This is a genomic window from Leptothermofonsia sp. ETS-13 (assembly GCF_049200465.1).
GTDB lineage: Bacteria > Cyanobacteriota > Cyanobacteriia > Leptolyngbyales > Leptolyngbyaceae > Leptothermofonsia.
This window is the reverse complement of record NZ_CP120836.1, coordinates 5203272-5229991: the sequence shown is the minus strand read 5'-3', so window position 1 is coordinate 5229991 and position 26720 is coordinate 5203272. Positions and strand designations below refer to the sequence as shown.

Genomic DNA, 26720 nt, shown 5'->3' with positions numbered 1-26720 from the left:
AGCCACATTCTTTAAAGGACTAGTGTTGCAAACACTAAATTTTGCAAGATGGGGGGTTGAATTGCGCCTAGCTACTTAATACGGCAGTTGCATCCTGCTTAGTAGCCGTCTGGCAATATTAAAAAGTAATAATCCAATCAGAATGATCATCAGTAAATCAAACCAGATACCTGCCCATCCCACACCACGAACGAAGGCATCACGGGTAATCACAATGAAGTAACGGGCGGGAACGATGTTGGAAATTAGGGAGAGGGGAAAGGGAATGTTGCTGAGGGGATAAATAAAGCCAGAGAGCAGAAATGCCGTCAAGAAACCGATGAGGGCAACTCCCTGAACAGCGGTGTTTTGATTGTTACTGCGCACGCCGAGGAAGAGTCCAAACATAATGGCAACTGCTAAATAAATGGGTGTGCTGATCAGTAGGGGAGCAGGATCACCGGCAAACCCCACTCGAAAGATGAGCCATCCTAAACCCATGACGATTAAGGCTTCGCAAAGACCTACCAGGACATAAGCAAGAGCCTTCCCCAGTAAAAGTTCTGAAGCGGTAAGGCTGGAGGCATAGACTTGCAAAATGGTGCCTTTTTCTTTTTCGCGGACCATAGCGATCGCTGCCAGCAAGGATGGAAAAATCCATAGCACAACAGCATAGACCCCCGGCACAATGTAGAGCGACTCTTTTCGTCCAGGGTTGAACCATAGCCGGATCTGGGCCTTGATTGGCTCAAATCGGTCTACCAATCCATCTGCGCTCAAAAAGAAATTTGTGGTTGCTTGTATGCTGTTGCGGATAACGCGGGCATTATTAGCGTCGGTACCATCCACTAGTACTTGAACTGGGCTTTGCTTATCTGCCTTGATGCGGCGGCTAAATTCAGGCGGAATGATGATCGCTGCTTTGGCAACCCCCTGATCTAACGCTTCTTCTACGGGTTCGTTGGGGGACCAGCGGACCGGTTGAAATTGATTTGTTGCAAACAGGCGTTCAATGTAGGTGCGGCTTAGACCGCTGCGGTCAAAGTCTTGAATTACCAGGGGAATGTTTTTGGACTCTAGCCGAATGGCGAACCCAAAAATAAACAGACTCAATAGGGGCAGTAAAAAAGCGAGACCTAATGTGATGCGATCGCGCCGAAATTGAGCCAGTTCTTTGACACATTGAGCCAAAATTCGTTTCATCGTGTTGCTTGCGCTCGCTGTACGGTTCCAATAAAGGCATCTTCCAGGGAATAGGGAATTGGGCGCAGGGATTGAATGTTCAATCCACTCGATTGCAGGATAGAGCGGAGTTGAGGCAGATCGGTTTCTGGATCGTCTATAACGACGTGGAGGCGATCAGCAAAGATGGAAACCCGCCAGGGTGCGAAATGTTGTTTCAGCAAATCGGAAGCAGCCTGGGTGCGATCAGGCTTGATTTCAATCAACTTGCCGGGTTGACCCATCTTAATCTGGCTGGGAGAGCCTTCAATCACCGTTTCACCAGCAACCAGAAAGCTCATTCGATTGCATTGCTCCGCTTCTTCTAGATAGTGAGTGGTCACCAGAATAGCGGTACCGCGTCGAGCGAAGTCGTTGATCAATCGCCAGAATTGCCGCCGCGCTAATGGGTCAACGCCTGATGTCGGTTCATCCAGAAACAAAATCTCCGGCTCATGCATAACGGAAGCCCCGAACGCAACCCGTTGTTTCCAGCCGCCGGGAAGTTGCCCGGTGACCAGATGTTCCTGCCCTTCTAGACCGCAGGTGGTAATTACCCAGGCGATCTTTTCGGGTTGCAGCCGACGGGGAATGCCATAAACTCCAGCATAAAATTCCAGGTTTTGTAGGATCGTGAGGTCATCGTAGAGGGTAAATTTCTGACTCATGTAGCCAATTCGCCGCCGCAGGTCTTGACTACGCAGGTTACTGGTTTCACCACCCAGGGAAATTTCTCCAGAACTGGCTTCCAGCAATCCGCACAACATTTTGATTGTGGTCGTCTTTCCGGCTCCATTGGCACCCAACAGCCCAAAGATTTCGCCGTACTGGACTTCCACATTCACGTTCTTAACGGCCTGAAAATTACCAAACATGCGGTTCAGGTTGCGGGCATAAATGGCGGGTATCCCAGAGTCCCGACGGGCATCGCGGCGACTGCGAGGAAACGGAATGAAGGGTGGAGCAGACCCTTGCTGCCGCAGGCGGGTAACAAAGACGTTTTCCAGAGTTGGCTCCATCCGATCCAGTTGATTTACGGGCAGGTGGCTCTGGGCGAACAGTTCACGCACTTCAGCTTCGCCAGTTTGAGCGTCTGAAACAAGGATGTCGAGGCGATCGCCAAAGGTTTGTACATCCACAATTTGGGGGGCAGCGGTAAGGGGGCGATCGCCGCCAGTATTCTGACAGACTCTCCCCTCGCCCGCCTCGATTAATATCCGTTCTGCCGCTGCCAACTGACTGGTTCGAACTTCTAAGCGTTGTAAACCAAGACTCTGTTTCAACTCCTTCGGTGTTCCGATTTGCTGAATCTGTCCCCCATAGATAAGGGCAACCTGGTTGCAGCGTTCGGCTTCATCCAGGTAGGGTGTGGAAACGACAATCGTCACCCCTTCACTGGCAAGGGTCGCCAGCACATCCCAAAACTCGCGCCGGGAAACGGGGTCTACCCCTGTGGTGGGTTCATCCAGCAGCAGCACTTCCGGTTTGTAGATCAGCGAACAGCAGAGCGCTAACTTCTGTTTCATGCCGCCGGAAAGTTGCCCAGCCAGACGAGAACCAAAGGGCTCCAGACCCATCAAGCGCAGATACTTTTTCCGTCGCTCAGCAAAAAGCGGATCTGGAACACAACGCAAGCCAGCGATGTACTGCAAGTTTTCGTCAATACTGAGGTCGGGATAAAGGGAAAATTGTTGGGTCAGGTAACCAATCCCTAAGCGAGCATCGCGGGGTTTCTGGCCCAAAACCCGCACGCTTCCCAGCGTGGCTTCCATCACACCACCCAGGATATGAAAGGTCGTCGTTTTTCCAGCCCCATCAGGACCAATCAGCCCAAACACGTCTCCTCGCCGCACTGAAAAGCTAATACCCTGTAGGGCTACCAGCCTGCCATAGCGTTTGTGGAGTCCTTCCACCTGAATGATGGGGACTGAGTGGTGAGGAGTGAAGGAGGAGGGGTGGGGGGCATTGTTCAGGCGGGAAGTTGTCATAGGATTGCCCTTTGTCTTGGTTGATCACTCCACCACAATCTCAGCATCGGCGGGCATCCCAGGTTTGGCGTAACCACCGGGTTTATCGATCGCAAGTTTAATGCCAAAAGCCTGCCTGACCCGGTCATCGCGAAAGTAGATATTTTCAGGAGTGAAGGAAGCTTGTGAATCAACCGCAGCGACTCTGGCATTTAACGGCTGCGTGGGGTTGGAGTCCAGGAAAACTTTGGCTGGTTGCCCGATGCGGACCTTACCAATCTCCCCAGCAGGGAGAAAGCCGCGCATGTAAACCGTATTGAGGTCAATCACAGTCAGCAACGTTCTGCCGCTGGTGACGACGGCTCCTGGCTCCACCGCACGGGCTGTGACCACTCCATCGATCGGGCTGGTGACGTTAAGGAAAGCGATTTGCGCCTGAATTTGCTGTTTTCCTGCCACCGCATTTTTGACTTCAGCCTGGGCTGCTTGTAGTGCGGCGATCGCCCGTTTCCGTTGCTCCACCAGGGCAGCCGTTTGGGCATTGCGGATATAGGGATTCAGGTTAGAAGCCTCTGCCAGGGCCAGGGCTCCTCTGGCGGCAGCAACCTGCTTATTCACCGCCTCCACCTTTGCCTGAGCGGTTTCGTAGGCTGTTTGAGCCTGGTCAAACTCAATTTTCTTGGCTGCGCCTTCCTGGTAAAGTTGGGCGTAGCGATCGCGGTTGACGTTTGCCAGGTTCAATTGGGCCTGGGCTTCTTTGAGTTGGGCTTCTGCGGTTGCCACATTGGCCTGGGCTTGATAGACCCGTCCCTGCGTATCCTGTTGCGCCTGCACCACTCCAATCTGCGACTCCCGGATCTGGTTTTCAATCACATCAATTTGCACGCGGGCCTGTTGTTCCTGTTTTCTGGCAGCGGCGATGCGGGCTTCGGCTCCCCGCAGTTGGGCCTGCACTTCATCGTCGTTGATGCGGACGACGAGTTGCCCCTGCTTAACCTCATCTCCCTCCCGCACAGCAACAAAATCAACCCGCCCACCTGTCTTTGCCCCAATATCCGTTTCGTAACCCTCAATTCGCCCACTCAACCTCAGCCCAGTATCAATTGGACGGGCCAGAAAGTACCACATGGAGCCTGCGATCGCGGCGATCGCCCCAATTCCCACTGGAATTAAAATTTTTGAGCGAGGTTTGTGTAGCCTAGACGGCAACGATTCAGAACCTGCAGGCGCAGTTTCAGGAGGGGTGATAGTCTGACTCATAGCTAGAAACCTCAAATGAGGAACGTTATCATACTAGACAGTCTAGTATGGTTAAACAACCATCGTTTGGAAAATTTAATGGTAAGTAGCTAGGTGCAATTAAATTAAAGATAATTTCGGGGGTGGAGGGGGTGAAACCCCCTGCCTGGGGACGCAGCCCCTACTCCCCCTTTACCAATTAATGATGACTACTGGTCTGTCAAGACTGTTTTGATGGGTTGAAAACCCTCAAAACACCTGAGAATTGGGTTTTGTAGATTTGAGTTATCCCTCAAATCTATCCTGACGGACTACTACCTACTTAGTGCTGGGAAAGGCGGGATGATGGAAGGGACTTTAACGGTTGTTAACCAGAAACGGGAACAGATTTTGCAGGGAGCGATGCAAGTCTTTTTAGCCTCCGGTTATGCCAGTACCAGCATGGATCGGGTAGCAGCGGCAGCTGGAGTTTCTAAACAAACGATTTACAGCCACTTTCAGGACAAGGAGGGGCTATTTAAGGCCCTCATGGAGCGAGTGACCTTTGACCGCGTGAGAAATTTTCTTGGCGAGGAGGAGATATTGGGTGAGCCAGAGGTGGTGCTGCTCCAACTGGCTGAGTTCTTCCTGACAGTCATTGCTGACCAGGAGTACCTCTCCCTATTGCGCTTGATTATTGCGGAATCGGTTCGCTTCCCTGAGTTGGCGCAACTATATACTCGCTCGGTGATTCAACAGGGGCGGCAACTTCTGTCTCGCTATTTCCAATCCAGACCCGAACTGGATATTGCCGACCCGGAAGCGATGGCTCAAATCTTTGTCGGTTCGCTGGTTTCCTACGTGCTGGCGCAAGAGATTTTGCATGGCAAAGAAACCATTCCCCTGGAGCGCGATCGCGTCATTGCCAGCCTTGTTGACCTGATGTTGAGAACGAAGAAACGAGAGTCATAATTGATGGCCATAGCCACCAGGCTCAAGACGGCTTAACCTCAACACCGTGTGACACCCCCACACCCCCTTAAACCCAGTGTCCTGAGCAACCTGGCGACAGTCATATAGCGGTAGTCATTATGGTTAGGACGGGGTGCAGGGGTGGAACCCCTGGCTGGGGGCGAAGCCCCAACTCCCTTTCTCATTCCAATGTCTTAATGCACCTGCGTAGAGCTATAACTGCCGCTGATCAGAGTTTGCCCATCTGGACTGGTTGCCACCGCCCAAACCGTATCTCGATACCCAGTCAAAGACCTTGCTGCGAGGGATTCTGGCGGTGGAGTTGTTGGAGGTTCATGAATAAGCGATTGGGGCAGAACCTCGAATTGCTGCGCGTTCGATGGATTCGATGGATTCAGTTGAAGCGCAGTTAAAACAGAAAACCAGTGGGAATAGGTTGCCAGAAACACGGTTAGCAGACCTGCTGTGCCTACACCGATTAGCAACACTGGCTTGCGCAAAAAACAAGGTAGCTGAGGGGGTTAAAAGGGCTGTATGCCAGTGTATCAAGGTCTGAGCTTTGGGGAGCTTTGGATGGCTTGCGATCGAATGGGCGATCGCGATGAAGCGTTACCACGGACAAAGCAGCTTCCTTGACCCATTCTTCCTGTGAGGCAACTCTGGCAACATTAACCTGAAATGGCTAATGCTGGGGACGGCACTGCTTTGGCCCCGGTGATGATTCGAGATTCAATGATCCTGATGACGGGGAGGGCATCGCTTGCAAATGAGCATAGCCCTTTTCAAGGGGGTGAGGTACCTCATTCAAATGAAAACCGCTAAATCGCTATGAAGTTTTTATTCTTCCAGAAGTGCTAGAAATCGAGGGTCGTTGCGAATTCGGTGAAAGTTAACGTCAGTATTGGCCATCACACGGCACAGGTAGGGACTAAACTCAATTGCCTGTTTCAGGTTTTCAAGTGCCTGATCAACATTTCCCTGAAGCGCATAACAACAGGCTTTGCCATACCAGGCATTGGCATTTTTTGACTTCACCTTGAGGGACCTCTCAAAACAGGTCAACGCTTCCTCAAACCGCTCCAGTTTTGCCAGTACCATTCCTCGATAATTCCAGGCATAGTGGCAGGTGCGTTTGATAATGAGAGCGTTTTCAAGGCTGGTGAGAGCCTCGTTGAAGCGGTTCAGACAAGTCAGTGCCACTGCCCGGTTATACCAGGCTTTGTAACTGTCAGATTTGAGTTCCAGAACCTTATCAAAGCAAGCGATCGCTTCTTTATAGCGGCAGAGGCTAATCAACGCTTTGCCCTGGTTTTGCCAGGCGCGGTAATCGTCAGGTTGAAGCTTCAGAGCTTTGTTAAAACTGGTGACAGCCTCTTCATAACGTGTCAGCTTTGCCAGCGCAATTCCTTTGCCTTGCCAGGCTGGAGCATACCTGGGCGCGATCTCCAGCGCCTGCTCAAAGCTCTTAGCCGCCTCCTCATACTGACCCGAACTTTCCAGCGCATAACCACGACAACTCCAGGCTTTATAGTCGTCTGGTTTAACGGCAAGTACCCGGTCGTAACGGGCAACAGCCCCTTCATAATGCCCCAGTTCACGCAGGACATGTCCCTGGCTGTAAAAAATTGCTGAGTCGTCACTATGGCTCATAGAAACGCTGGACTGACAGTGCTGATTTCAGGATGACTGTATTATGCCCTGTTAGTTCAGCTTTTCTGGCACCTAGCCCCGGCCATCGATCAGGGACAGAAAACGCTTATCCTGGCGCAGGGCATCAAAATCAGAATTGGTTTTGGCAATTTCACGATACTCATCTGGGCTCAGTTCTACAGCCCGCTGAAGGTTTTCAAACGCCAGATCAAAGTTACCCTGAAGGGCATAACAACAGGCTTTATTGTACAGTGTGTTGGGATTATTGGGTTTCAGCTCCAAAGCTCTATCATAACTGGCGATCGCCGCTTCTAACTGTCCCAGGTGATACAGAGCATTGCCACGATTGGTCCAGGCTTCTTCAAAGTAGGGGTTGAACTCCAGGGCTTTGTCGTAGCTGGCAACCACTTTCTCTAACTGATTGAGTTTCCGCAATGCCAGTGCCCGATTATACCAGGCCCAGTAGTAGTCGGGTTTAAATTCAATCGCCCGGTCGTAGCTACCAATGGCTTCTTCAAAGCGCTTCAAATTTCGCAGCGAAATGCCCCGATTGTACCAAGCCCAGTAGTAGTTAGGTCTGAACTTGATGGCCTGATCGTAGCTGGCGATCGCCTCTTCATAACGCCCCAGGTCATCCAGCGCACTGCCCCGGTTATTCCAGGCTTCGGGGAATCCCGGTTCATACTCCAGCGCCTGGTCATAGCTGGTGATCGCTTCTTCGTAACGTCCTAAATGATACAAAGCATTTCCCCGGTTATACCAGGCATCAGGGTAGTCTGAATATAATTCCAGAGCGCAATCGTAGCTAGCGATGGCAGCGCTGTAGTCCTTGATCCTATTCAGATAAAGCCCCTTCTGAAAGAAAAAGGTAACTTCAATATCTTGAGCGTGGCTCATAGACTCTAGCTTCTCAGTACAGTGCTTTAGTTAACATGCCCAATAAAGGTGCCGGATAAACAGGGAATAGAGAGTCCTTACTACTTTCGGGGGGAAAGGGTAAGGATCTGGTCGGTTTTCAAAACTTGACGGAAGTTGCTGTCAATTTTTGCCAGGCTGCGGTACAGATCTGGGTTGATTTTGATCGCACGTTGTAGAAAATTGAGAGCCAATCCACTTTCTCCCTGAGCGGCGTAGCACCGAGCTTTACCATACCAGGCATCGGGGTTATTCGGTTTACATTCCAGGGCTCGTTCAAAGCTACAAATTGCTGCGTCGTAACGTCCCAGTTTGGTCAGAATGCTGCCTCGATAGTTCCAGGCGTAATAGCAATTGGGTTTGATGGCAATTGCTTTTTCCAGGCTGACGAGTGCCTCCTGAAGATTACCCAGGCTAGCCTGAGCTTTGCTACGGCTATACCAGGCTTTGTAGTCATTGGGTGCAGACTCCAATACCCGGTTGAAACAAGCCAAAGCAGCTTCGTAACGACGCAAACGCACTAAAGCACTACCCTGGTTATAACGAGCTTTAAGGTCAGCGGGGTTAAGCTTGAGAGTTCTGTCAAAGCTAATCAGGGCTTCTCTATAGCGCCCCAACTTTGCAAGAGTTACGCCTTTGCCATGCCAGGCCAGGGAGTATTCAGGATTAATCTTGAGTGCCTGTTCAAAGCTAGCCAGAGCTTCCTGATAGCGTCCAAGATTTTCCAGGGCATAGCCACGATAACTCCAAACCTCGTAAAGGTCGGATTGTACGGCTAAAACTCTGTCATACCTGGCGATCGCGGCATCATAGTGACCCAAATTATACAAAGTATTTCCGTGGCCATACCAGGCCGCAGAGTCCAGACTATTTTCCATGAGAACTTGAAGGAACCTTGCTAAACCCGTTGCACCAGGGATACCCCAATAGATGCTGACAAGAGGTCCTGTTCTTAGGATTGCCAAAAATATTGGCTGTTATCTGAAGACTGATTGAACTTTCTTCAAAGGAAGTATGAATGATTGGAGGGGAGAGATGAGAGGGGTTAGGAGGCAGGAATTAGAAGCGAGGAGCCAGAAGTCAGAAGAGGAAAGGCGTGGGAGGGTGGGGGAGGGAGGGAGTAATAGAGTAGGGAAATACCGTATCACCCCACTATGCTATTACCTTATCACTCATCCACCCCGCTACCCATCCATCCCTCACCCCTTACGGCGTTGCTGAATTTGGGTATGAAATAAGTGCTGTATGCTCGAAACTTCATTTCGATTCATACTGCTTTTCAGCAACGCCCACTCCCTACTTCCTCTAACAACCAACAGATAACAACTGTTCTTCCTATGAGCCATGTGGAAAGGACTGGAACGGTTTGCTGGCTGAGGAAAAGTGATTGGAAAATTCTTCTGATTCTTCTCGCTCACCAGCGATCGCGTGTTGCTCTTGCTGATAGCGTCCAATTGCCAGTTCCCGACGACTGAGTGCATCAGGAAAGTCAGGCTTGATTAGCAGGGCTTTGTCGTAGCTGGCGACGGCGACCCGGTAGTTACCCAGATGACTGAGGGCAGCCCCTCGACTGTACCAGGCAGGGTAGAAGTGGGGGTTGATCTCCAGGGCTTTGTCGTAGCTGGCGATGGCTTCTTCGTTCTGGCCTAAGTGACCGAGAGATAAGCCTCGGCGGTACCAGGCTTCGTACAAATCGGGTTGAAACTGAACGGCTTTATCAAAGCTGGTGATTGCTTCGGCGTATCGTCCCAGTTTACAGAGGGCAATCCCCCGACTGTACCAGGCTTTGGCGAAGGTGGGGTTGAGTTCAATCGCCCGGTCATAGCTTGTAATAGCTTCCTCATAGCGACCGGATTTATGTAAAGCGCAACCCCAATTATACCAGGCTTCCCGCAGGTTTGGTTTCAGATCCAAGGCTTTTCGATAGCTGGCGATGGCTTCTTCATAGTGCCCCAGAGTGACTAGGGCATTGCCCCGGTTGTACCAGGCTTCGTAGAGGGTGGGATTCAGCTCAAGGGCTTTTTTGTAGCTGGCGATCGCCTCTTCATGTCGCCCTAGCTTATGCAGCATATTGCCCCGGTTATACCAGGCTCCGTACCAGTCTGGTTTAATGTTGAGTACCCGGTCATAACTAATCAAGGCATCGTAGTAGCGGTTCAGTTGATTCAGGGTATTGGCGCGGTTGTACCAGGCATTTGAGTAATGGGGTCTGAACTGGATGGCCATGTTGTAGCTAGCAATCGCCTCTTCGTGTCGGCCTAGCTTGCATAGAATGATTCCCCGGTTATACCAGGATTTGGCATACTCTGGGTCAACTTGGAGTGTCTGGTCGTAGCTGGCAAGTGCCTCTTCATAGCAACACGTTTTATCTAAGGCGTTGCCCCGGTTATACCAGGCTTGATGAAAATCGGGCTTGAGCTTGATGGCTTTGTCGTAGCTGGCGATCGCGGCGTCGTAGCTACCCAGGTTAAACAATGCCATCCCTCGACTGTTGAATGCTTCAGGGTAATCAGATTTCAAGTCCAGGGCATGGTTGAAGCTGGCAACTGCCTCCTCATAGCGTCCTAATTCATAGAGAACAACTCCCCGCTGGTACCAGGTTCGGTAATTGTCAGGAGCAATTTGTAGTGCCCGCTCAAAGCTAAGAACAGCGTCTTCAAAGGAACCCACCTGACTAAGCTGCCAGCCTTGCTGGCAAAGAAAGTCTGCTTCTGCATCTGAAAGCTGGGGCATGTTCAGAACCTAGGAACGTTGCTTCATTCTACTCGTAAGCAAAATTGATATCTGAGAGGGGAGCGATTGAATTCTGTAAATTCACGGTAGCCGATTACTTTTATCTAGCAAAGGGGAGCGAAGGGTAGGGGGCAAAGAACTGATGAAATGAATGAGGTGACCCTATAAATAAAGCTTATGTAATCAGCCTCTAATATGGAGGTCTGTTGAGGATTTGTATCAAAAATGGGACCTGTAGGCTATAAAACTATAAAGAAAATAAAGAAATACATATTTTTCGGAAGAAGGAGGGGAAAAGGTGTTTTTTTTTCATCAGAAAAACAAATCATTCTCATGTTTGAGATTAGTAGAAAAAATTTGTGCGGTAGATTTACGGAATTGTGGCTCTTTTATTCAAGTTTCGGTAGACCTCAAGAGGTAATGATGAGTGGCACTAGCCGCCATTATTTCAAACTGAAAAATCATTAATGATTTGGGCAATACCCAAGTTTCTCTCGTGCTCTTTCCAATCAGGCTGTAAATGTGCGCATCTGGCGGCTCAAAGTTAAAATGACTTGCTCATTAATGCTGAGGAGACCCACGTCTATTTATCAAAATCGGTTGATGATTAAAAAAATCGGTGAGAACAGCTTTTTGTTTTCAAATTCTCTGCTTACCACTTCTGCATTCATTCAGGGATAGATGGCTAATAATAGGATTCTGCGGCAGCGTTTAGGTTGGCTAGAAGGTATTCGTATCTTCGGAGTTGTTTTTTTATTGCTGTACCATGCCCAATCGCTCTTTACAGGCTATGCCTACACTCCGCAACCAATAGGACTTGCAGAAAATTTGGAACAGTTGCTTGCCCCGGTCGAAAGTCTTTTAGATCGGGGTTGGCTATTCCGCCTGCTCAGCATTCCGATCTGGTTTGGGTTTCAGTTTGTTGATGTGTTTATCCTGATCAGTGGCTTTTGTCTGGTGCTCTCCCAAAAGGGAAAACCTCTGGATATCAGCGGATTTCTCAAACGTCGGGTGCTGCGATTGCTGTTTCCTTTCTGGACGATCGCGTGGCTGTCACTTCCGATTCTTTGGGCGATCGGAGTAGCGGCCAACCTTCCCCTGCCGAATCCCTGGCAAATGTTTGCAGCTGCTACCTTTCCTCTGCTGGCAGATTTTAGCGGTGAACTTTTGCGTGCAACGAGCAGCACCTGGGGCTTTATGCCACTGATTCTGAGTTTTGGGCTCCTTTCCCCATTTCTCTGGCTGTTGCTGTTACGCTGGGGTACTGCCAATCTATTGCTGGTTAGCACAATCATTACGATTGGCTACCGGGCACTGGCGGTATTTCAATTTGATGGGCATCCCACCTACGTGTTGTTCGATACTCCAGTGGGCTGGTATCCCTTTCTTTTGTTTCCAGCCAAGCTCAGCACTTTTGTAATTGGGATGGTGGTTGGGCACTACTACCTCAAAGGACGGGGGCCTGTTTTCTGGCAGGCGGAACAGGCATTACTGATCGGGCTGGGGGTTTATGGGGCGGGGTTTGTTTGCCAGTTTTATCGCCTGGGCTGGATATTCGCTGATTTACTGTTGCCAATTGGTCTTAGCCTCTGTTGCATGGTGGTTTCTCGTGCGGTTGTTCAGGGGCAAGTGGCAACCGTTTTGAATGGACTGGGTGGATATAGCTACAGCTATTTTTTGCTTTCCAGTCTGGTGGCGGACCTGACCATCAAAGTGGTTGTACGAGATAGCCCTTCGCTATACGCCCACTGGCTGCCAGTGATTGTGTTAGGAACCTGGGCGATCGCGATTCTGGCGGATTACACTCGCCCAGCTTTGCAAAAGGTCGTAACCGGAATTTTGCGAGATCTGGATTATGTGATGAACCGACAGCCCATGGTTCGTCGCCGCCAGTGGAATCCCCAAATTGGCGATCGCGTCAGTTATCGGGGCAAAACTGGCTGGACTGTGCTGAAGATCGAAAAACTGTTGGATGAACAAGAATTTTTTCTATGCCAGGTCAGCGATGGGGAGCAGTCGCTCTGGGTGAATGAGGATGATTTAGAGTTTGCTGCCAGCGCTAGTAGAAGAGTGGATGGGTAGATGGGTGGGTAAAGGAGTGATGGAGTGGGAGAGTGATGGAGTGATGGAGTAAAGAAACCTATCTTATCACCCCGTTACCTTATCACTCCCTCACCGCTCACCCCTTACTTCCTCTTAATAGCCAATAACCAACAACTGATAACAACTGATAACAACTGAATAAAACTGTAACGAATCCAACCTGTTTGTCCTTACCAAAATCCCTAACCCTGAGGAGTGTACGATGCTTGACATGAAGAAATGGTCGGGCGATGCGCAAAAGTTGTTTTATACCCATCTTTTGTTAATTGGTGTGCCAACGATCTTCTATTACTGTCTGCGGCTGGGGGGATTTAACTTGGTTGATGTGCATATGGCGATCGCCACCTTTTTTCTCTTTAGCTCGACGGTTATTTTTGTGGAGGGAACCAGTGCCCTGTTTCGACGGTTTGCGGTAGAAACCAAATATCGTCCAACAGGCAAAGTAGACCGATTGCTACAATTCATCAAATCAAAGCTTGGAATCCAAGGTTATTGCCTGCCCATCTCAAAAACTCCGGTTCCCCGATGTTCTTTTTTAGTTGCCGCTTACCTGCCCAATGAGCAGGACATCATTCTTGAAACGGTGCAGCATATTCTCAGCAACGTACTACGTCCAGACGATGGAATTGAGTTAATTCTGGCCTACAACACACCGGTGGATTTGCCGATTGAGGAGGATTTGAAACTCCTGGCAAAGGAACATCCGGAGCTACGGCTGTTGCGCGTGGAGGGTAGCCGCTCTAAGGCGGAAAACCTGAACGCTGCCCTTGATATTGTAACGGGGGAGATTGTTTGCATTCTGGATGCCGATCACCATCCTGCTCCAGATTGCTTTTTCCGAGCGTGGCGATGGTTAGAGTATGATTACGATGTGGTTCAGGGACGCAATGTCATTCGCAATCATGACCACAACTTGCTGACCCAGAATATTGCGATCGAATTTGAAAGTCTTTATGGAGTCAGCCATACTGCTAAATCGTTTTTGACCGACTCCAGTATCTTTGGTGGCTCTAACGGCTACTGGCGTGCTTCGGTACTAAAGCGTATTCGCTTCAACCCAGGGATGTTAACAGAAGACATTGATGCCTCCATTCGGACGCTGCTGAGTGGCTTTCGTATCGTTCACGATCGCAGCATCATTGCAACCGAACTGGCTCCAGAAGATTTCCACTCTTTCTGGTTTCAACGCAAACGTTGGGCCCAGGGATGGTTAGAAGTCAGTTTCAAATATCAGCGACGAGTCTGGCGATCAAAAAAACTGACTCTCCGGCAAAAGATCTATTGGACCTATCTACTCTACTATTGCGTGTTCTACTCGTTGATTGCTCTGCAAATTTTGCCACTGATTCTCAGTTTGTTTTTGTTCTACGGCTATCTTCCCCCCTCTGAAAATCCCTATCTGCTGTTCAGCACAATTGTTACGTTTTCCAGCGGAATCTATCAAACCTTAGTGACCATGCGGGTATCAGCCCTGCGTTATCCAACCTTTTACTTTATCCAACATTCCGTATTGATTTTCCTGTACACCATTTTGAAAAACATGATTACAGTCGTTAGTTTGTATGATCACCTGCATGGATTTAACAAGTGGGTGGTGACACCGCGAGGCATCCAGCGGCAACGTAAAATTGCGATGCAGGAAGCAACCATTCTGGCATCTTCTACGGCAATCCGAACGACGAAATGAAGACGGTGGGCAATGCTCACCTTTGTGATTCCAGGCACCTTTTAGCGGTTGTAAGGGATGTTTGCCCTATCGATGAGCCTCTCCTTACCCTTAGAAAGGAGAGGTAGACACTGCTTGATGTCTTATACCGATTTAAGTGATGAACCTTGCACATTACCCCACCGCCTTCGGCACCTCCCCTTGCCAAACTACCGTGTATACACAAATCGCTTGACCTCTCCCCAAACCCCTCTCCGTGTCGGAGCGGGACTTGAATCAGAGCTCCCTTGGAGGGAAGGGGTTGAGGGTTAGGTCTGAGAGGCTTCCAGCGGAAACAAACCACTGATGTATACACAGTAGCCTGGCAAGGGAAGGTTAGGAGGGGTCAGATTTGCACTGTTTTCAAATCAAATTTCAAATCAAATTGCTCTGAAAATACCCTCGTTTTCATCTTCCGAGGTGCTGAAACAGCAGCATAGACGATTGATATTAATTGGAAGATGGCTCCACATCAATTGACAAAATGGAGCTTCTTGTCGGATCAATAATTTTTCTAAAGAAATCAAAATATTGCGTCAGGGCTATTGTGCCCAATCAAGAACTTAATGGAGACTGATGGGATTGGCGAGTTTGAACACCTGATTGAATTGGTGTAATACAGATTGTCAGACATGTTCAATGTAATGAGATGGGAAGCAGGCGACCAGATGATTTGCTGGGGTGATCCATGAAGAGCAAATGTCAATGGCAGTTAGAAATGGCAGCATGTTTGACGGTAGTTGGAATATTGTCTTCTGCGCCTCTCGCGATCGCTCAAAATATCACACTAGATGGCACGCTTGGACCAGCACAGACGCTAACCGGGCCAACTTATTTGATTCGTCAAGTTGATGGCACAACTGTTGGCAGTAACTTATTTCATAGCTTCGGACGCTTCAATCTGAGTGCAGGTGAGGTTGCCAATTTCCAAAGTGCTGCTAATATTCGTAATATTTTGTCCCGTGTGACGGGTGGTTCTCCTTCTTCCATTGATGGACTGATTTTCACTCAAAGTCCTAACGTAAATTTGTTTTTGATTAATCCTGGTGGAATTATCTTTGGTCCCAATGCTCGCCTGAATATTGGTGGTTCCACAAGAGGTTCCTTTGTTGCGACCACAGTTGATGCACTGGTGTGGCCAAATGGTGCTCAGTTCAGTGCAACAGTTCCGGGCAGACCTGATAGCCTGTTGACCATTGTGGGAGATCCTAGCGGATTTCTGGCTGCTCAGAGACTACCTCAACCAATCAATCATCTTTTCAGGTAGCACACTCAGGGTTGCTGAGGGACAGAGCCTGTTGCTGTTGAGGGGAAATGTAACCTTAGATAATAGCTTTCTATCAGTAGACTTTTTCCAGGGTGGACGGATCGAGTTAGGTGGAATAGCAGAAGCCAGTACTGTTGGATTGAGAATCAATGGTAATGAATTTCGTTTAACTTTTCCTGAACGTATCGCACGGGCTGATATTTTCATTGCCAATGGTTCTTCTATGGATGTCGTCGCTGAAAATGGTGGCAGTATTGCAATCAATGCTCACAACCTTAAGAAACTGTTTGTAAATAATAGTTAAGCAGGTCTTGGGTTTCTCGTTCGGCGATTGTTGGTTAATTGCCGGAGCATTAACCGAATCATGACGACATAAATCATGCCTTCGTGATTTTCAGGTAAGGTTTCATAGTCTCGTGCCAGTGCTCGTGCATTGTCCAACCAGGTCCAAGTCCGTTCTACAATCCAACGCTTGGGTTCTAGCTGAAACCCCTTAGCCCCCTCTGGATGCTGACTAATTTCTACCTCAACGCTGCGTTCCTCCGTGTCAAAGGTATTGCTGATGAGGGCTTTCAAGGCTTCCTGATACCCTTTGTCTGCCAGCACTTTGGCCATCTGCTCATACAACTCTAACACCCAAGTCAGTACCGCTGGTGCGGCTTTAACATCGGCGACATTCGCTGCACGCCCATAACACCCCAACACGAGTCCCAATACATCCACGACAATATGACGTTTGCGTCCTTTCACTTGTTTATGCCCATCGCCCCCCTGTTCGTTCCCCCTTTTTGACCGAGTTTGATGGACTGACTATCGATGATGGCTAAACTGGCGATGATGGCTAAACTGGGGTCCGCATCGCGCCCCTCACTCAGCCGCACATCCTGCACCAAGGCGTGATTGATTTGCTCCCAAATGCCTATTTGACCCACAATCGGAAGTACCCGTAGACCGTCTGCCAAGCGAAAATCACACGGTAAACTGCGCCATTTGATGCCGTTATCTGCCCGGTAGAAAATCGCATTTAACACTTCTCGCGAGGTCACTTCCCGGTTCTTACCCAGAGGCTTTTTCCCGAGTAACAGCGGTTCGATGCGTTCCCAGTCCTGGTCGCTCAGGTCACTGTCGTAAAAGGGTTGGCTCATATTCTCAAGGAGTGCTAGCGAGATGATTTAGGTATCGCTATTCCATCAAGAAGAGAATCCGTTGATCCTCTGTCCATTCCCGTTCTAGCTAGATGATTTAGGTATTGCTCATTCCATCTCCTGGGAACCATTCTCTTTACATCTATTTACAAACAGCTTCTCAAGGGTGAGGTGGGGGCAGCTAGGGGTAGACCCCCTGCACCCTGTCCTAAGCCTGGTGGCTATCGCTATAATTCGACCCTGAGATCGCCTATCTCTCCCATTATTTGGTAGCCGCTAATCTCAGCCTGTGCTTTAATTCTGCCCAGTGGATTTCTGCCAGGCTAGGTAATATCACATGGGCTTTGCCAACTCGTTCACTAGGACCCAGCCCAACTGCCCACATGCCGCCTGCCAGAGCAGCTTCAATTCCCGCAGTTGCATCTTCAAAGACCACACATTGCCTAGGTTGAAGTCCTAATTCCTGCGCGGCAAATAGAAACAAATCGGGAGCGGGTTTGGGATGTTGAACACTATAGCCATCTGCGATCGCATCAATGAGACTGGCAATTCCCAATTTTTCAATCACCGTTCGGGCATTTTTGCTGGCTGAACCAATGGCAACCTTCATTCCTTCCTGGCGCAATTCCTGTAGCAGGTTGAGCGAACCGGGTAGCAGATCGTTCGGTGTTATTTGTTGAATCAACTCAAGATAATAGCGATTTTTCCGATCCATCATTTCTTGAATTTGGGCTTCTGTATAGGCGCGATCGCCAATAATTTTCATCAACGATTCTCGCCGGGACACTCCCCGCAGCGCCTCGTTTGCCTGCCGATCAAAGGGCAATCCCTCTTCATTGGCAAGTCGCTGCCAGCTCTGATAATGATATTCTGCGGTATCAGTCAGGACGCCATCCAGATCAAAGATAACACCGTGAATATCCAGACTGGGGACGAAAGAAGGGGAAGCCGACGGAGCAGCAGCAAATTCTGGCGGAGCAGCAGCAAATTCTGGCTCTTGCCTGCTTTCCTGTACCTCCTCACCCACACTGACTTCTCCTGTTCTGGTAAATCCTGTTGCCATTTTTTTATCCTTCGCCCTGAAGTCAAACTCGTGCCAGGTACCGTGCCAGTGCAGCTTAAACTTGAGTCGTGTCCAACCGGGAGGAAGATGGGGATTGGCCACAGGACCGTCACTGGTTAACTGAACGCCCCCAAATCCCAAGACTACTGCCTGCCAGATGCCTCCAGCGGAGGCTCCATGAATGCCTTCGGCAGCATTGTTACGAGTATCTTCTAAATCAACCAGGGCGGCCTGCATAAAGCGGGCATAGGCTTCCGTTGTCTTGTTCAAATCGGATGCCAGAATTGCATGAATGGCGGGACCTAAAGAAGAGCCATAGGTAATATCGGTGCGGGGTGCATAGTAATCCCAATTCTTTTCCAAAATCTCTTTGCTGTAAGGAAATTCCTGGGACTGACGCATCAGGTAAAGCAACATCAACACATCGGGTTGCTTTAACACCTGGCGTCGGTTAGCCCCTTCAATTCCCAAGATGGTCTGCATGGACTTACTGCGTGGCTCGTAGCTTTCCAGGTCGATGTCTTCCAGATTGAAAAATCCTTCAAATTGTTCAATCAGTCCTGTACTGCTATTGAAGGGAATCCAGAGATTATTAGCGATATCCTGCCAGCGCGATCGCCGTCCGGATGTGAGTTGCAATTTCTCCTCCAGGGCAGCCGCGTGCTCTGGATAGCAGTCGTGTAGCCAATCGTAAACAATGATGGCTTTCTCTAGGTGCCATTGCGCCATCCGGTTTGTAAAAGCATTGTTATTTACGTGTTCGTGATACTCATCGGCACCAATCACTTCTCGAATTTCGTAGCGCTCTTTTTTCGTATTCCATTCCACTCGGCTCATCCAAAAAACAGCCCCATCCAGAATAATTTCGGCACCGTAATCGCGCATCCAGGCGTCATCCCCGGTGGTGTACCAGTAATACCAGGAGGCGTAGGTAATATCTGCTGTGATATGAATTTCCTGATCACGGCACCAGATCCGAATGTCTTCTCCATAGGGATCGTTGGGCAAGGCCCAGCGGGGAGTGACTTCATCCCCCGTACCCGCGCTTTCCCAGGCGTACATGGCTCCTTTGTAGCCGTAGTGAGCTGCCTTCCGCCGCGCCCCATCTAGGGTGTGATAGCGATAGGTGAGCAGGTTACGGGCGATCGCAGGCTGGGTGAGAATAAAAAAGGGCAGAATGAAAATTTCTGTGTCCCAGAAAATATGGCCTCGATAGCCAAATCCAGAAAGAGTTTTGGCTGGAATGCTGACCCGATCGTCATGGTACGGGGCGCTAATCAACAGTTGAAACAGGTTATAGCGAACGGCGAGTTGGGCTTTGGTATCCCCTTCGATCAAAATATCGCTCTGCTGCCAAACGTTGCTCCAGGCTTGTTCATGGGCATCCCGCAAAATGGGGTAGGGAGACAATTCTGCTAATTTTTGCTGGGCTGTTTCGACGGGTTTCTCCACTTCCCGCGATGTGAAAATGACCACCAGATTTTCAACGGTTACAGTCTGCCCAGGCGATAGGGTTAATGAGGTTCCTAGGGTGGGGTAGCCAGGAGCATTCGCTACCTGTAGGGAAGGGGTAACTTCAGATATGGTCATACTGGAGGCGATCGCCAGTTCAATCCGAGAAGTGCGGGTACGGACATTGAGCCAGACGCCTCGATTGGTTTTGCCCTGGTTGAGCAGTTCCCAATGGTTGAACCCTTGATTTTCGGGATAGCCATTGATGCTAGATTGAATTTCAACCACACCCTCAAAATCCACCGATGTTACCTGGCAGCGCAATCCCAGGACATGTTGATCGGCCAGGCTGGCAAACCGCTCAAAGGTTAAATCCACCGTATTTCCAGTCGGACTGCGCCAGCGCACAGAACGGATGAGAACGGCACGGCGCAGGTCAAGCTGGCGTTCATAATGGAGAATCTCGCCCTCGCTCATGTGGAAGCGATCGCCATTAATTGTAATCGTCAGGGGCAACCAATCAGGGCAGTTCACCAGTTCGGTATAAACTATGGGGACGTCATCATAAACGCCATGGATAAATGTGGCAGCCCATGCATTTGGATATCCTTCCTCAAAACTTCCTCGTGTTCCCAAGTAACCATTGCCAATAGTGAATACCGTTTCTCTAGAGTGCAACCGTTCAGGAGCAAACTGAGTCTCAGTCAGCATCCAATCGGTATAGGTCAGGGAATAGGATTGCTCAGCTATATCCATCGGCACTGTTAGCAAAGAGGAAAGAAGAAAGAAATTAGGAATTAGGAGTCAGGAGCTAGAAGGGGAAAGGGGAAGGGGAAAGTCAGGAGCTACCAATAGGCAACCGCTAAGAGCAAATAGCCTATCTCCAGTTGTGCGGCTGCACATTGGTCAGATGATAGGCACTACTGTCGATAATGTTGTTCCAAAATCAGTTCAGCTCTGGGTTTATAAATCAGATGAAACAGGGCGTCCAGATAGTGTAACAAGGCTTCGCGGTTGTCCTGATATACAGGATTCCAGAAGCTGTAAAGCTTGGCGAGTAGAAGGAGTTGGCGGGTGTGGAGTTTCCAGTTGTACTCATCTTGAATGCGTTGAATCATACCATCGGAAATCTCCTGCCAGTAAGCTGGATTTTGATTGCACTGATCAATGAAATTCAACAATTTTTGGGTTGAGCCCTCAATGTCAGTAGGATTAATTAAGAAACTATTCTCATAGTGTTGAAGAATTTCTGAAGCTCCGCCAAATTGGGTTGCAAAGGTAGGCAGCCCTGAACTCATTGCTTCTAAGATGACTCGCCCAAAGGCTTCAAATCGGGCAAAGTGAACAAATATCCCCCGCTGGTCCGCAATTACCCGATAAATTTCACCTAGATCGGAGGTGGGCAGAGGCATTCCTACCCAGCGAATGTGCCCATGTAGCTGATATTGCTCGATCAGCCTGTGCAGCCGCCTAATTTCTTCCACTTCATCGGCACGGGCGGTGTTGGCTACATGCAAATTGTTGGTGACTAGAATCAGGTTACAGTGATGCTGCAATTCCTGGCTGTGGCCAAAACATTCCACCAGCCCGGTGAGATTTTTGGTGGAATTGACCGGCGCGATCGCCAGTATGGGTCGCTTCTCTGTTTTTTCCAAATATCCAGTAACGTTGGGGTCTTCGCGGGAAAATAATAGAGCTTGTACCCGTTCGCAATCGCTCACATTTCGCTTTTCCTTCTGATAGTAGGGAAAGAAGATGGCCTCATTCACCCCTGGCGGCACCCGATTGAACTTGGGGCTAAACAAATCAATCCCATCAATAACGTGGTAGAGCTGAGGCATGGAATAGCACTTATAGGATTCGTACTGTCCCATAGTGTCTGGGGTGCCCACAATTTCCTGGTAAGAGGATGTAATGATGAAATCCGCAGCATTCATACTGAGCAGATCAGCGGCAAACTGGGCTGACAAGTGGTACTGATCTTCCATTTCCTGCCAGTACAGATCGCTAAACAACCGCTTCGGTTTTTCCAGGGAATGGGCAATGTGACAGTGGATTGCCTTCAACCGCCGGGCCAGTAGAAACGCGACCAGATTTCCATCACTATAGTTGCCAATGATGAAATTGGGACAACCCTTGAGAATCTTGAGCAGTTCTTTTTCAGCATCCTCGGCAAAGCTTTCCAGGTAGGGCCAGATCTCGTATTTAGAAATCCAGTTCTGCGTCACGTTGGGGTTAAATTCCCGGAACGGAACGCGCAGGATCCACCCATTTTCGGTGCCATCCAGTTTCTCTAACTTCTGGTTACAAAGTGTTCCTTCACAATTGGGAATTAGCCGAGTCAGGATAATGACATGGGGTTGAATGTTGAGGAAATCTAAGCCTGCCTGCGAAATTTGTTCTCGCAGAGTGTTTTCTAGAGTGCGTGCCTGATCCAGTACATAAACTACCTGGCCACTGGTTTCGGGTCGGCCTAAAACACTTTCCTGCCCAACCCAGCCATGAACGGAAATGAGAACCACGCGCAGAATTGCCGGCACACGGGAGACAAAGGCTTCCAGGAAAGCGGGTTCGGGATTATGAATCAGGTGCTCCAGGAGTTCCAGAGTTTCTCGAACACGGAAGGCAGTGTCGCCCCAGCCAGGGTCAAACCCCAGTTCCTGAAGCTCAGGATGGAATTTCTCGTAGGGTTCATTGGGTGGTCGTTGATCGATAAACTGAATTGCTTCCCTCACCCGCTTTGCCAGTTGAGTACCCGAATGAATGCGATTGCTAATCAATAAAGAAATGCCATCATATTCATGCTGGCGTAAAACCTGAAATAGCGCTTCTATCCAGAATTCTCGATTGGTCGATACCTGTTCACAGAGGTGGTGGTTCAAAAACGTCAGTCCCTGACCGATGTTTCTGGGATCACTAATAGAGGGCGATTTTTCGTAAAACGGTCCAAAATCAATTTCTAAAATATTGGGTTGATAACGGTTCACCCAGCGATCGCGAACATCCAGCAATGAACGCATTGGCATTTGCTCAAACTGGCTCAGGTCTGAAGACAAACGCCACACCTGCTGACTTGCCACCCAGGGACGCAGCACCAACCAGATGCTGCCATCTTCCAGAATCAACTCATGGGTGAAATGGATAAGTTGTGCCAAAGGGGAGGAGTGAAAAAAGTAAGCGGGTTTTTGCGTTTTTTCACAGTATTCAATAAACGCTTGCTGAATTTCGTTTCTTAAAAAATATTGTTTGTCTGAAGCCTGCAATAGATCAATAAATTCCTTTAGCGCAAGCTTTTCATGATCAGTTAAAACCGTTTGAACCAAGGAGTGCATGGCTAATTTTGCTCCGACTAGCCTGGTTGAATCATAATTTATGACTGGAACCATCGTCACCTAGCTCACGATAGATTTCATAATCTCTCATGGTTGTTTGCGCCTGAGAAAGGGAAAGGAAAAAAGAGGAAAGAGAACAGCAGAAAAATGGGTTGCGGGGTTAGATGGGTAAGGGGTGATAAGGGTAATGGCTCTTTGCATACTCCATCATTCAGTTACTGCATTACTCCCCTACTCCCCACTCGCCCTTATGGCTTCTGACTCCTGGCTTCTGACTCCTAGTTCCCTACCAACAGCGCATCAAATTCAAGGAAACTGCGCATTTCTCCAATTCCAGCCTGCTTACGGCGGCCAATCCAGAGGGAGCGGCGACCGTCATACCACCGTACCAGTTGATAAGCGCGGCTGACTTGGGCACCAGCGCGGGGGATTTCTTCCTCATGGACACGAAACGCTTCAGTTCTGGAAAGCAGGTGCCCGACGGGTTGGGGAGCGACTTCATTGATTTCGTCCAGCAATCCTGCCCGCACCAGAAACCTTTTCTGGGTTGTCGGGTCGCGCATCAGCACCAGGGGAAGCCAGTGTTCGGGCAGGTCGGTCATCACCTGATAGTACAGGGATTGATGGAATTGGGGGCGTGGCAGTCCATTGACATGGCTGAGGCCCTGATCGGCGTTCTCTTCAGGATATCCACTCGCATTGGTAACCATCTTTGTCAATTGCCCGCACCATATTCGCCATTTCGTCCCGCAGGAAGGCCACTTCTTCCAGGAGCGGAGCCTAAAGGGAAGACGATAAACCGGAGGGACAAACAGAAATTCATTCATGTTCCGGGTTTCGGGTGCCTGGGTGAGGCGGTTCATTTTCCAGTTTGAGGTATGGTGCTGTTGAGGCAAAATACTGGTTTTGATGCCAAAGGTATCCGTGACGTGGAGTTGATTAATTTTATAGCGGTAGTCATTATGGTTAGGACGGGGTGCAGGGGTGGAACCCCTGGGCTCTGTCCTAAGCCTGGTGGCCATGGCTATAACTGAAAGCATTCAACTAAAAATTGCTTTGCAGAGCAAACACCATTTGATGTCCAGGAGTTAGTCATCTATGACCGCAGAAGATCAACGGCTTGAGCAGACCTGCACTGGCGAAGTGGATTGGTACAAGTGGGGCCCCTATCTGAGTGAACGCCAGTGGGGAACCGTGCGCGAAGACTACAGTTCGGATGGAGACGCCTGGAATTATTTTCCGCACGACCATGCGCGATCGCGTGCCTATCGCTGGGGCGAAGATGGATTGGGCGGCATCAGCGACAGCCATAACCTGCTCTGCTTTGCGCTGGCATTGTGGAACGGCAAAGACCCAATTCTCAAAGAGCGGTTATTTGGCTTAACCAATAGCGAAGGTAACCATGGGGAAGATGTTAAAGAGTACTACTTCTACCTGGACAGCACGCCTACCCATTCGTACATGAAGTATCTCTACAAATATCCCCAGGAAGAGTTCCCCTATGAGGATTTGGTCAAAACCAATGGCAGTCGCAGTCGCTATGAGCTGGAGTACGAATTGCTCGATACGGGCATCTTTGATGGCGATCGCTACTTTGATGTGTTTGTGGAATACGCCAAAGCTGATCCTGAAGACATTTTAATTAAAATCAGCATTGCTAATCGAGGACCGGAAGCGGCTCCAATTCATGTGCTACCTACCCTCTGGTTTCGCAATACCTGGTCCTGGGCGGTGGGCGGATCCAGGCCGGTATTAACAAAGCTGGAGGGAACAGGGAACAGCGTCGTTCATGCCCACATTACCGATACGTTGCTGAATCGGTACATCAAAGATTATTACTTTTACTGTGATGGAGTGACTCCGCTGCTATTTACGGAGAATGAAACTAATAATCAGCGGTTGTTTAACACGTCCAATGCCAGCCCCTATGTGAAAGATGGCATTAACAATTACATTGTGCATGGGCAGAAAGATGCCGTGAACCCTGATAGCGTAGGGACTAAAGTTTCACCTCATTATGAATTGACTGTGGGTGCCGGAGAAACAAGGGTGATCCGTTTGCGGCTGACAAAACATGCTCCCGCCCAGGTGGGTAATCCGTTTAGTGCTTACTTTGAGCAAATGTTTGCCACACGCCTCCAGGAAGCCGATGAGTTCTACGCGACGATAACTCCGCCAGCGATTCAGGCTGATCAGGACCGCACTAACGTTATACGGCAGGCGTTAGCGGGGATGATGTGGACAAAACAATATTTTTACTATGACGTGGATCAATGGCTGAGAGAACGTAATGTTACTCCCTGGACACGGCCTGACCAAAAGAGGCATGTGCGAAACAACGAGTGGTTTCACATGCATAACAAGGATGTTGTGTCCATGCCCGACAAGTGGGAATACCCCTGGTATGCTGCATGGGATCTGGCATTTCATGTGATTCCTATTAGTTTGATCGATCCAGACTTTGCCAAAGCTCAACTCATGCTGATGCTGCGGGAAGATTACCTGCATCCCAATGGTCAAATTCCTGCCTATGAGTGGAACTTTGGCGATGTGAATCCACCCGTGCATGCGTTTGCCACCTGGGAAATTTACACTCGCGATCGCGAACGCAACAACGGGGTGGGCGACATCGACTTCCTCAAATACGCCTTTTCCAAATTACTGATTAACTTCACCTGGTGGGTTAACCGTAAAGACGAAGGTGGCAACAATGTGTTTGAAGGGGGATTCCTGGGACTGGATAACATTGGTGTGTTTGATCGCAGTTCACCGTTACCCACAGGAGGCCGCCTGGAACAGGCAGATGGCACAGCCTGGATGGTGTTTTTCAGCCAGCGGATGCTCCAGATTGCCATTGAATTGGCACTCCACGATCCTCTCTACGAAGACCTTGCAGTCAAGTTCTTTGAACACACCATGTGGATTGCGGGAGCAATGGATCGCATGGGTGAACACAATGACGAATTGTGGGATGAAGAAGACGGCTTCTTTTACGATGTGCTGTGCCTGCCCGGCGGCAAATCCACCCGCTTGAAGGTGCGATCGCTGGTTGGCTTATTATCCCTGATGGCAATTTCTGTCTTTCCGCAGGAAGCCTTTGAGAAGTTACCACGCTTCAGTGCGCGGGCGCAAGAGTTTATGATACGCCATCCGGAGCTGACTCAAAATGTCCATCTTCCCTTAACACCTGGTGTACGTAATCGGCTGATGTTGTCAATCTTGAACGAAGACAAACTACGCCGTGTGCTTTCCAGAATGCTGGATGAATCCGAGTTCCTTAGCGATTACGGAATTCGTTCTCTATCTCGCTATCACCTGGAGCATCCCTACTGCTTCTATCACGCAGGACAGGAATACAAAGTGGGATATGTTCCTGGTGATTCCACCTCCGGTATGTTTGGTGGAAATTCCAACTGGCGCGGCCCCATCTGGATGCCCGTCAATCTCTTGCTGTTGCGAGCGCTGCTCCAACTCTATAGTTACTATGGCGATGCTTTTACCATCGAATGCCCAACTAGATCGGGTAAATACATGACGCTGTATGAAGTCACGAAAGAAATCAGTGAACGGATCGTCAGCATTTTTCTCAAAGATAAATCCGGTCGCCGTCCAGTATATGGTGGGGCCGAGAAGTTTCAGACCGACCCCTACTGGCGCGATCTGATCCTGTTCTACGAATATTTCCATGGGGATAACGGAGCCGGACTTGGAGCCAGCCACCAGACTGGATGGACGGGGTGTGTGGCTCGCATCATCCAGGCGTTGGGCTACTTTACCAAGGAAATGGTGTTGGAAACAATCGCCCCAGGAGAATTGATTCAGTATCGGGAGCTGTAAACCATGACCACACCGACCCACCCTACGCTATATCAGGTCAATACTCGTGTGTGGATTCAATCCCTCTCGAAGCAATTGAACTGTCCAGCCACGCTGGATGATATAGCTCTACGCGGGTGCGTTAGGACATTGGAATTAGAGAGGGAGTGGGGGCTTCGCCC

At 49.5% G+C, this 26720-nt stretch carries 19 protein-coding genes; 6 read left to right on the top strand and 13 right to left on the bottom strand.

The annotated features are described in order from the left end of the window. Nucleotides 1-75 precede the first annotated feature (75 nt). Genes P4D80_RS23785 through P4D80_RS23775 form a run of 3 tightly spaced genes read right to left on the bottom strand, consistent with a single transcriptional unit; the run spans nucleotide 76 to nucleotide 4427 of the window. A complete protein-coding gene (locus P4D80_RS23785) occupies nucleotides 76-1182 on the bottom strand; it encodes an ABC transporter permease (RefSeq protein WP_421656531.1) in 1107 nt (368 codons plus the stop codon). Continuing rightward, on the bottom strand, nucleotides 1179-3188 hold the full coding sequence (locus P4D80_RS23780; RefSeq protein WP_421656530.1) for an ATP-binding cassette domain-containing protein: 2010 nt from the start codon (nucleotides 3186-3188) through the stop codon (nucleotides 1179-1181). Before P4D80_RS23780 ends, P4D80_RS23785 begins: the two co-directional genes overlap by 4 nt. A 24-nt stretch (nucleotides 3189-3212) precedes the next feature. Further along, entirely contained in the window at nucleotides 3213-4427 is a 1215-nt protein-coding gene (locus tag P4D80_RS23775) for an HlyD family secretion protein (protein WP_421656529.1), read from the bottom strand. Between the two features lie 321 nt (nucleotides 4428-4748). Between P4D80_RS23775 and P4D80_RS23770 the strand changes: the two genes are divergently transcribed. Continuing rightward, nucleotides 4749-5357, top strand: coding sequence for a TetR/AcrR family transcriptional regulator (locus P4D80_RS23770; protein ID WP_421656528.1), 609 nt, complete (start codon nucleotides 4749-4751; stop codon nucleotides 5355-5357). 194 nt (nucleotides 5358-5551) lie between these two features. On the opposite strand, the gene P4D80_RS23765 is transcribed toward P4D80_RS23770, so the two are convergent. From P4D80_RS23765 to P4D80_RS23745, 5 genes are all read right to left on the bottom strand, one after another. Continuing rightward, nucleotides 5552-5845, bottom strand: coding sequence for a hypothetical protein (locus P4D80_RS23765; RefSeq protein ID WP_421656527.1), 294 nt, complete (start codon nucleotides 5843-5845; stop codon nucleotides 5552-5554). Between the two features lie 349 nt (nucleotides 5846-6194). Next, nucleotides 6195-7007 (bottom strand): tetratricopeptide repeat protein, encoded by an 813-nt coding sequence (locus P4D80_RS23760; RefSeq protein ID WP_421656526.1) that lies wholly within the window; start codon nucleotides 7005-7007, stop codon nucleotides 6195-6197. Between the two features lie 72 nt (nucleotides 7008-7079). Further along, a complete protein-coding gene (locus P4D80_RS23755; protein ID WP_421656525.1) occupies nucleotides 7080-7904 on the bottom strand; it encodes a tetratricopeptide repeat protein in 825 nt (274 codons plus the stop codon). 80 nt (nucleotides 7905-7984) lie between these two features. Then, a complete protein-coding gene (locus P4D80_RS23750; RefSeq protein ID WP_421656524.1) occupies nucleotides 7985-8800 on the bottom strand; it encodes a tetratricopeptide repeat protein in 816 nt (271 codons plus the stop codon). Between the two features lie 457 nt (nucleotides 8801-9257). Continuing rightward, nucleotides 9258-10655 (bottom strand): tetratricopeptide repeat protein, encoded by a 1398-nt coding sequence (locus P4D80_RS23745; protein ID WP_421656523.1) that lies wholly within the window; start codon nucleotides 10653-10655, stop codon nucleotides 9258-9260. A gap of 681 nt (nucleotides 10656-11336) precedes the next feature. Here P4D80_RS23745 and P4D80_RS23740 point away from each other — a divergent pair. The 4 genes from P4D80_RS23740 to P4D80_RS23725 all read left to right on the top strand — a co-directional run bounded on the left by P4D80_RS23740 (nucleotide 11337) and on the right by P4D80_RS23725 (nucleotide 16034). Then, complete coding sequence (locus P4D80_RS23740; RefSeq protein ID WP_421656522.1) at nucleotides 11337-12737, top strand: acyltransferase family protein; 1401 nt, start codon at nucleotides 11337-11339, stop codon at nucleotides 12735-12737. A 223-nt stretch (nucleotides 12738-12960) separates the two neighbouring features. Beyond that, nucleotides 12961-14445, top strand: a complete 1485-nt coding sequence (locus P4D80_RS23735; RefSeq protein ID WP_421656521.1) for a glycosyltransferase family 2 protein — start codon at nucleotides 12961-12963, stop codon at nucleotides 14443-14445. A gap of 706 nt (nucleotides 14446-15151) precedes the next feature. After that, entirely contained in the window at nucleotides 15152-15730 is a 579-nt protein-coding gene (locus tag P4D80_RS23730; RefSeq protein ID WP_421656520.1) for a filamentous hemagglutinin N-terminal domain-containing protein, read from the top strand. A gap of 37 nt (nucleotides 15731-15767) precedes the next feature. Continuing rightward, a complete protein-coding gene (locus tag P4D80_RS23725) occupies nucleotides 15768-16034 on the top strand; it encodes a hypothetical protein (protein WP_421656519.1) in 267 nt (88 codons plus the stop codon). On the opposite strand, the gene P4D80_RS23720 is transcribed toward P4D80_RS23725, so the two are convergent. The 5 genes from P4D80_RS23720 to P4D80_RS23700 form a co-directional block, all read right to left on the bottom strand. After that, a complete protein-coding gene (locus P4D80_RS23720) occupies nucleotides 16031-16480 on the bottom strand; it encodes a transposase (protein ID WP_421656518.1) in 450 nt (149 codons plus the stop codon). The two genes, P4D80_RS23725 and P4D80_RS23720, sit on opposite strands and share 4 nt — an antisense overlap. Beyond that, nucleotides 16477-16875, bottom strand: a complete 399-nt coding sequence (locus tag P4D80_RS23715; protein WP_421656517.1) for a transposase — start codon at nucleotides 16873-16875, stop codon at nucleotides 16477-16479. Before P4D80_RS23715 ends, P4D80_RS23720 begins: the two co-directional genes overlap by 4 nt. A gap of 262 nt (nucleotides 16876-17137) precedes the next feature. Continuing rightward, complete coding sequence (gene pgmB / locus P4D80_RS23710; protein WP_421656516.1) at nucleotides 17138-20146, bottom strand: beta-phosphoglucomutase; 3009 nt, start codon at nucleotides 20144-20146, stop codon at nucleotides 17138-17140. A 164-nt stretch (nucleotides 20147-20310) separates the two neighbouring features. After that, entirely contained in the window at nucleotides 20311-22722 is a 2412-nt protein-coding gene (locus tag P4D80_RS23705) for a sucrose synthase (RefSeq protein ID WP_421656515.1), read from the bottom strand. Between the two features lie 278 nt (nucleotides 22723-23000). Further along, nucleotides 23001-23762: a hypothetical protein gene (locus P4D80_RS23700; protein ID WP_421656514.1), complete on the bottom strand. Its 762-nt coding sequence runs from the start codon at nucleotides 23760-23762 to the stop codon at nucleotides 23001-23003. Nucleotides 23763-23820: 58 nt separating this feature from the next. Here P4D80_RS23700 and P4D80_RS23695 point away from each other — a divergent pair, with 58 nt between their 5' ends. Beyond that, nucleotides 23821-26559, top strand: coding sequence for an MGH1-like glycoside hydrolase domain-containing protein (locus P4D80_RS23695; RefSeq protein ID WP_421656513.1), 2739 nt, complete (start codon nucleotides 23821-23823; stop codon nucleotides 26557-26559). Nucleotides 26560-26720 lie beyond the last annotated feature (161 nt).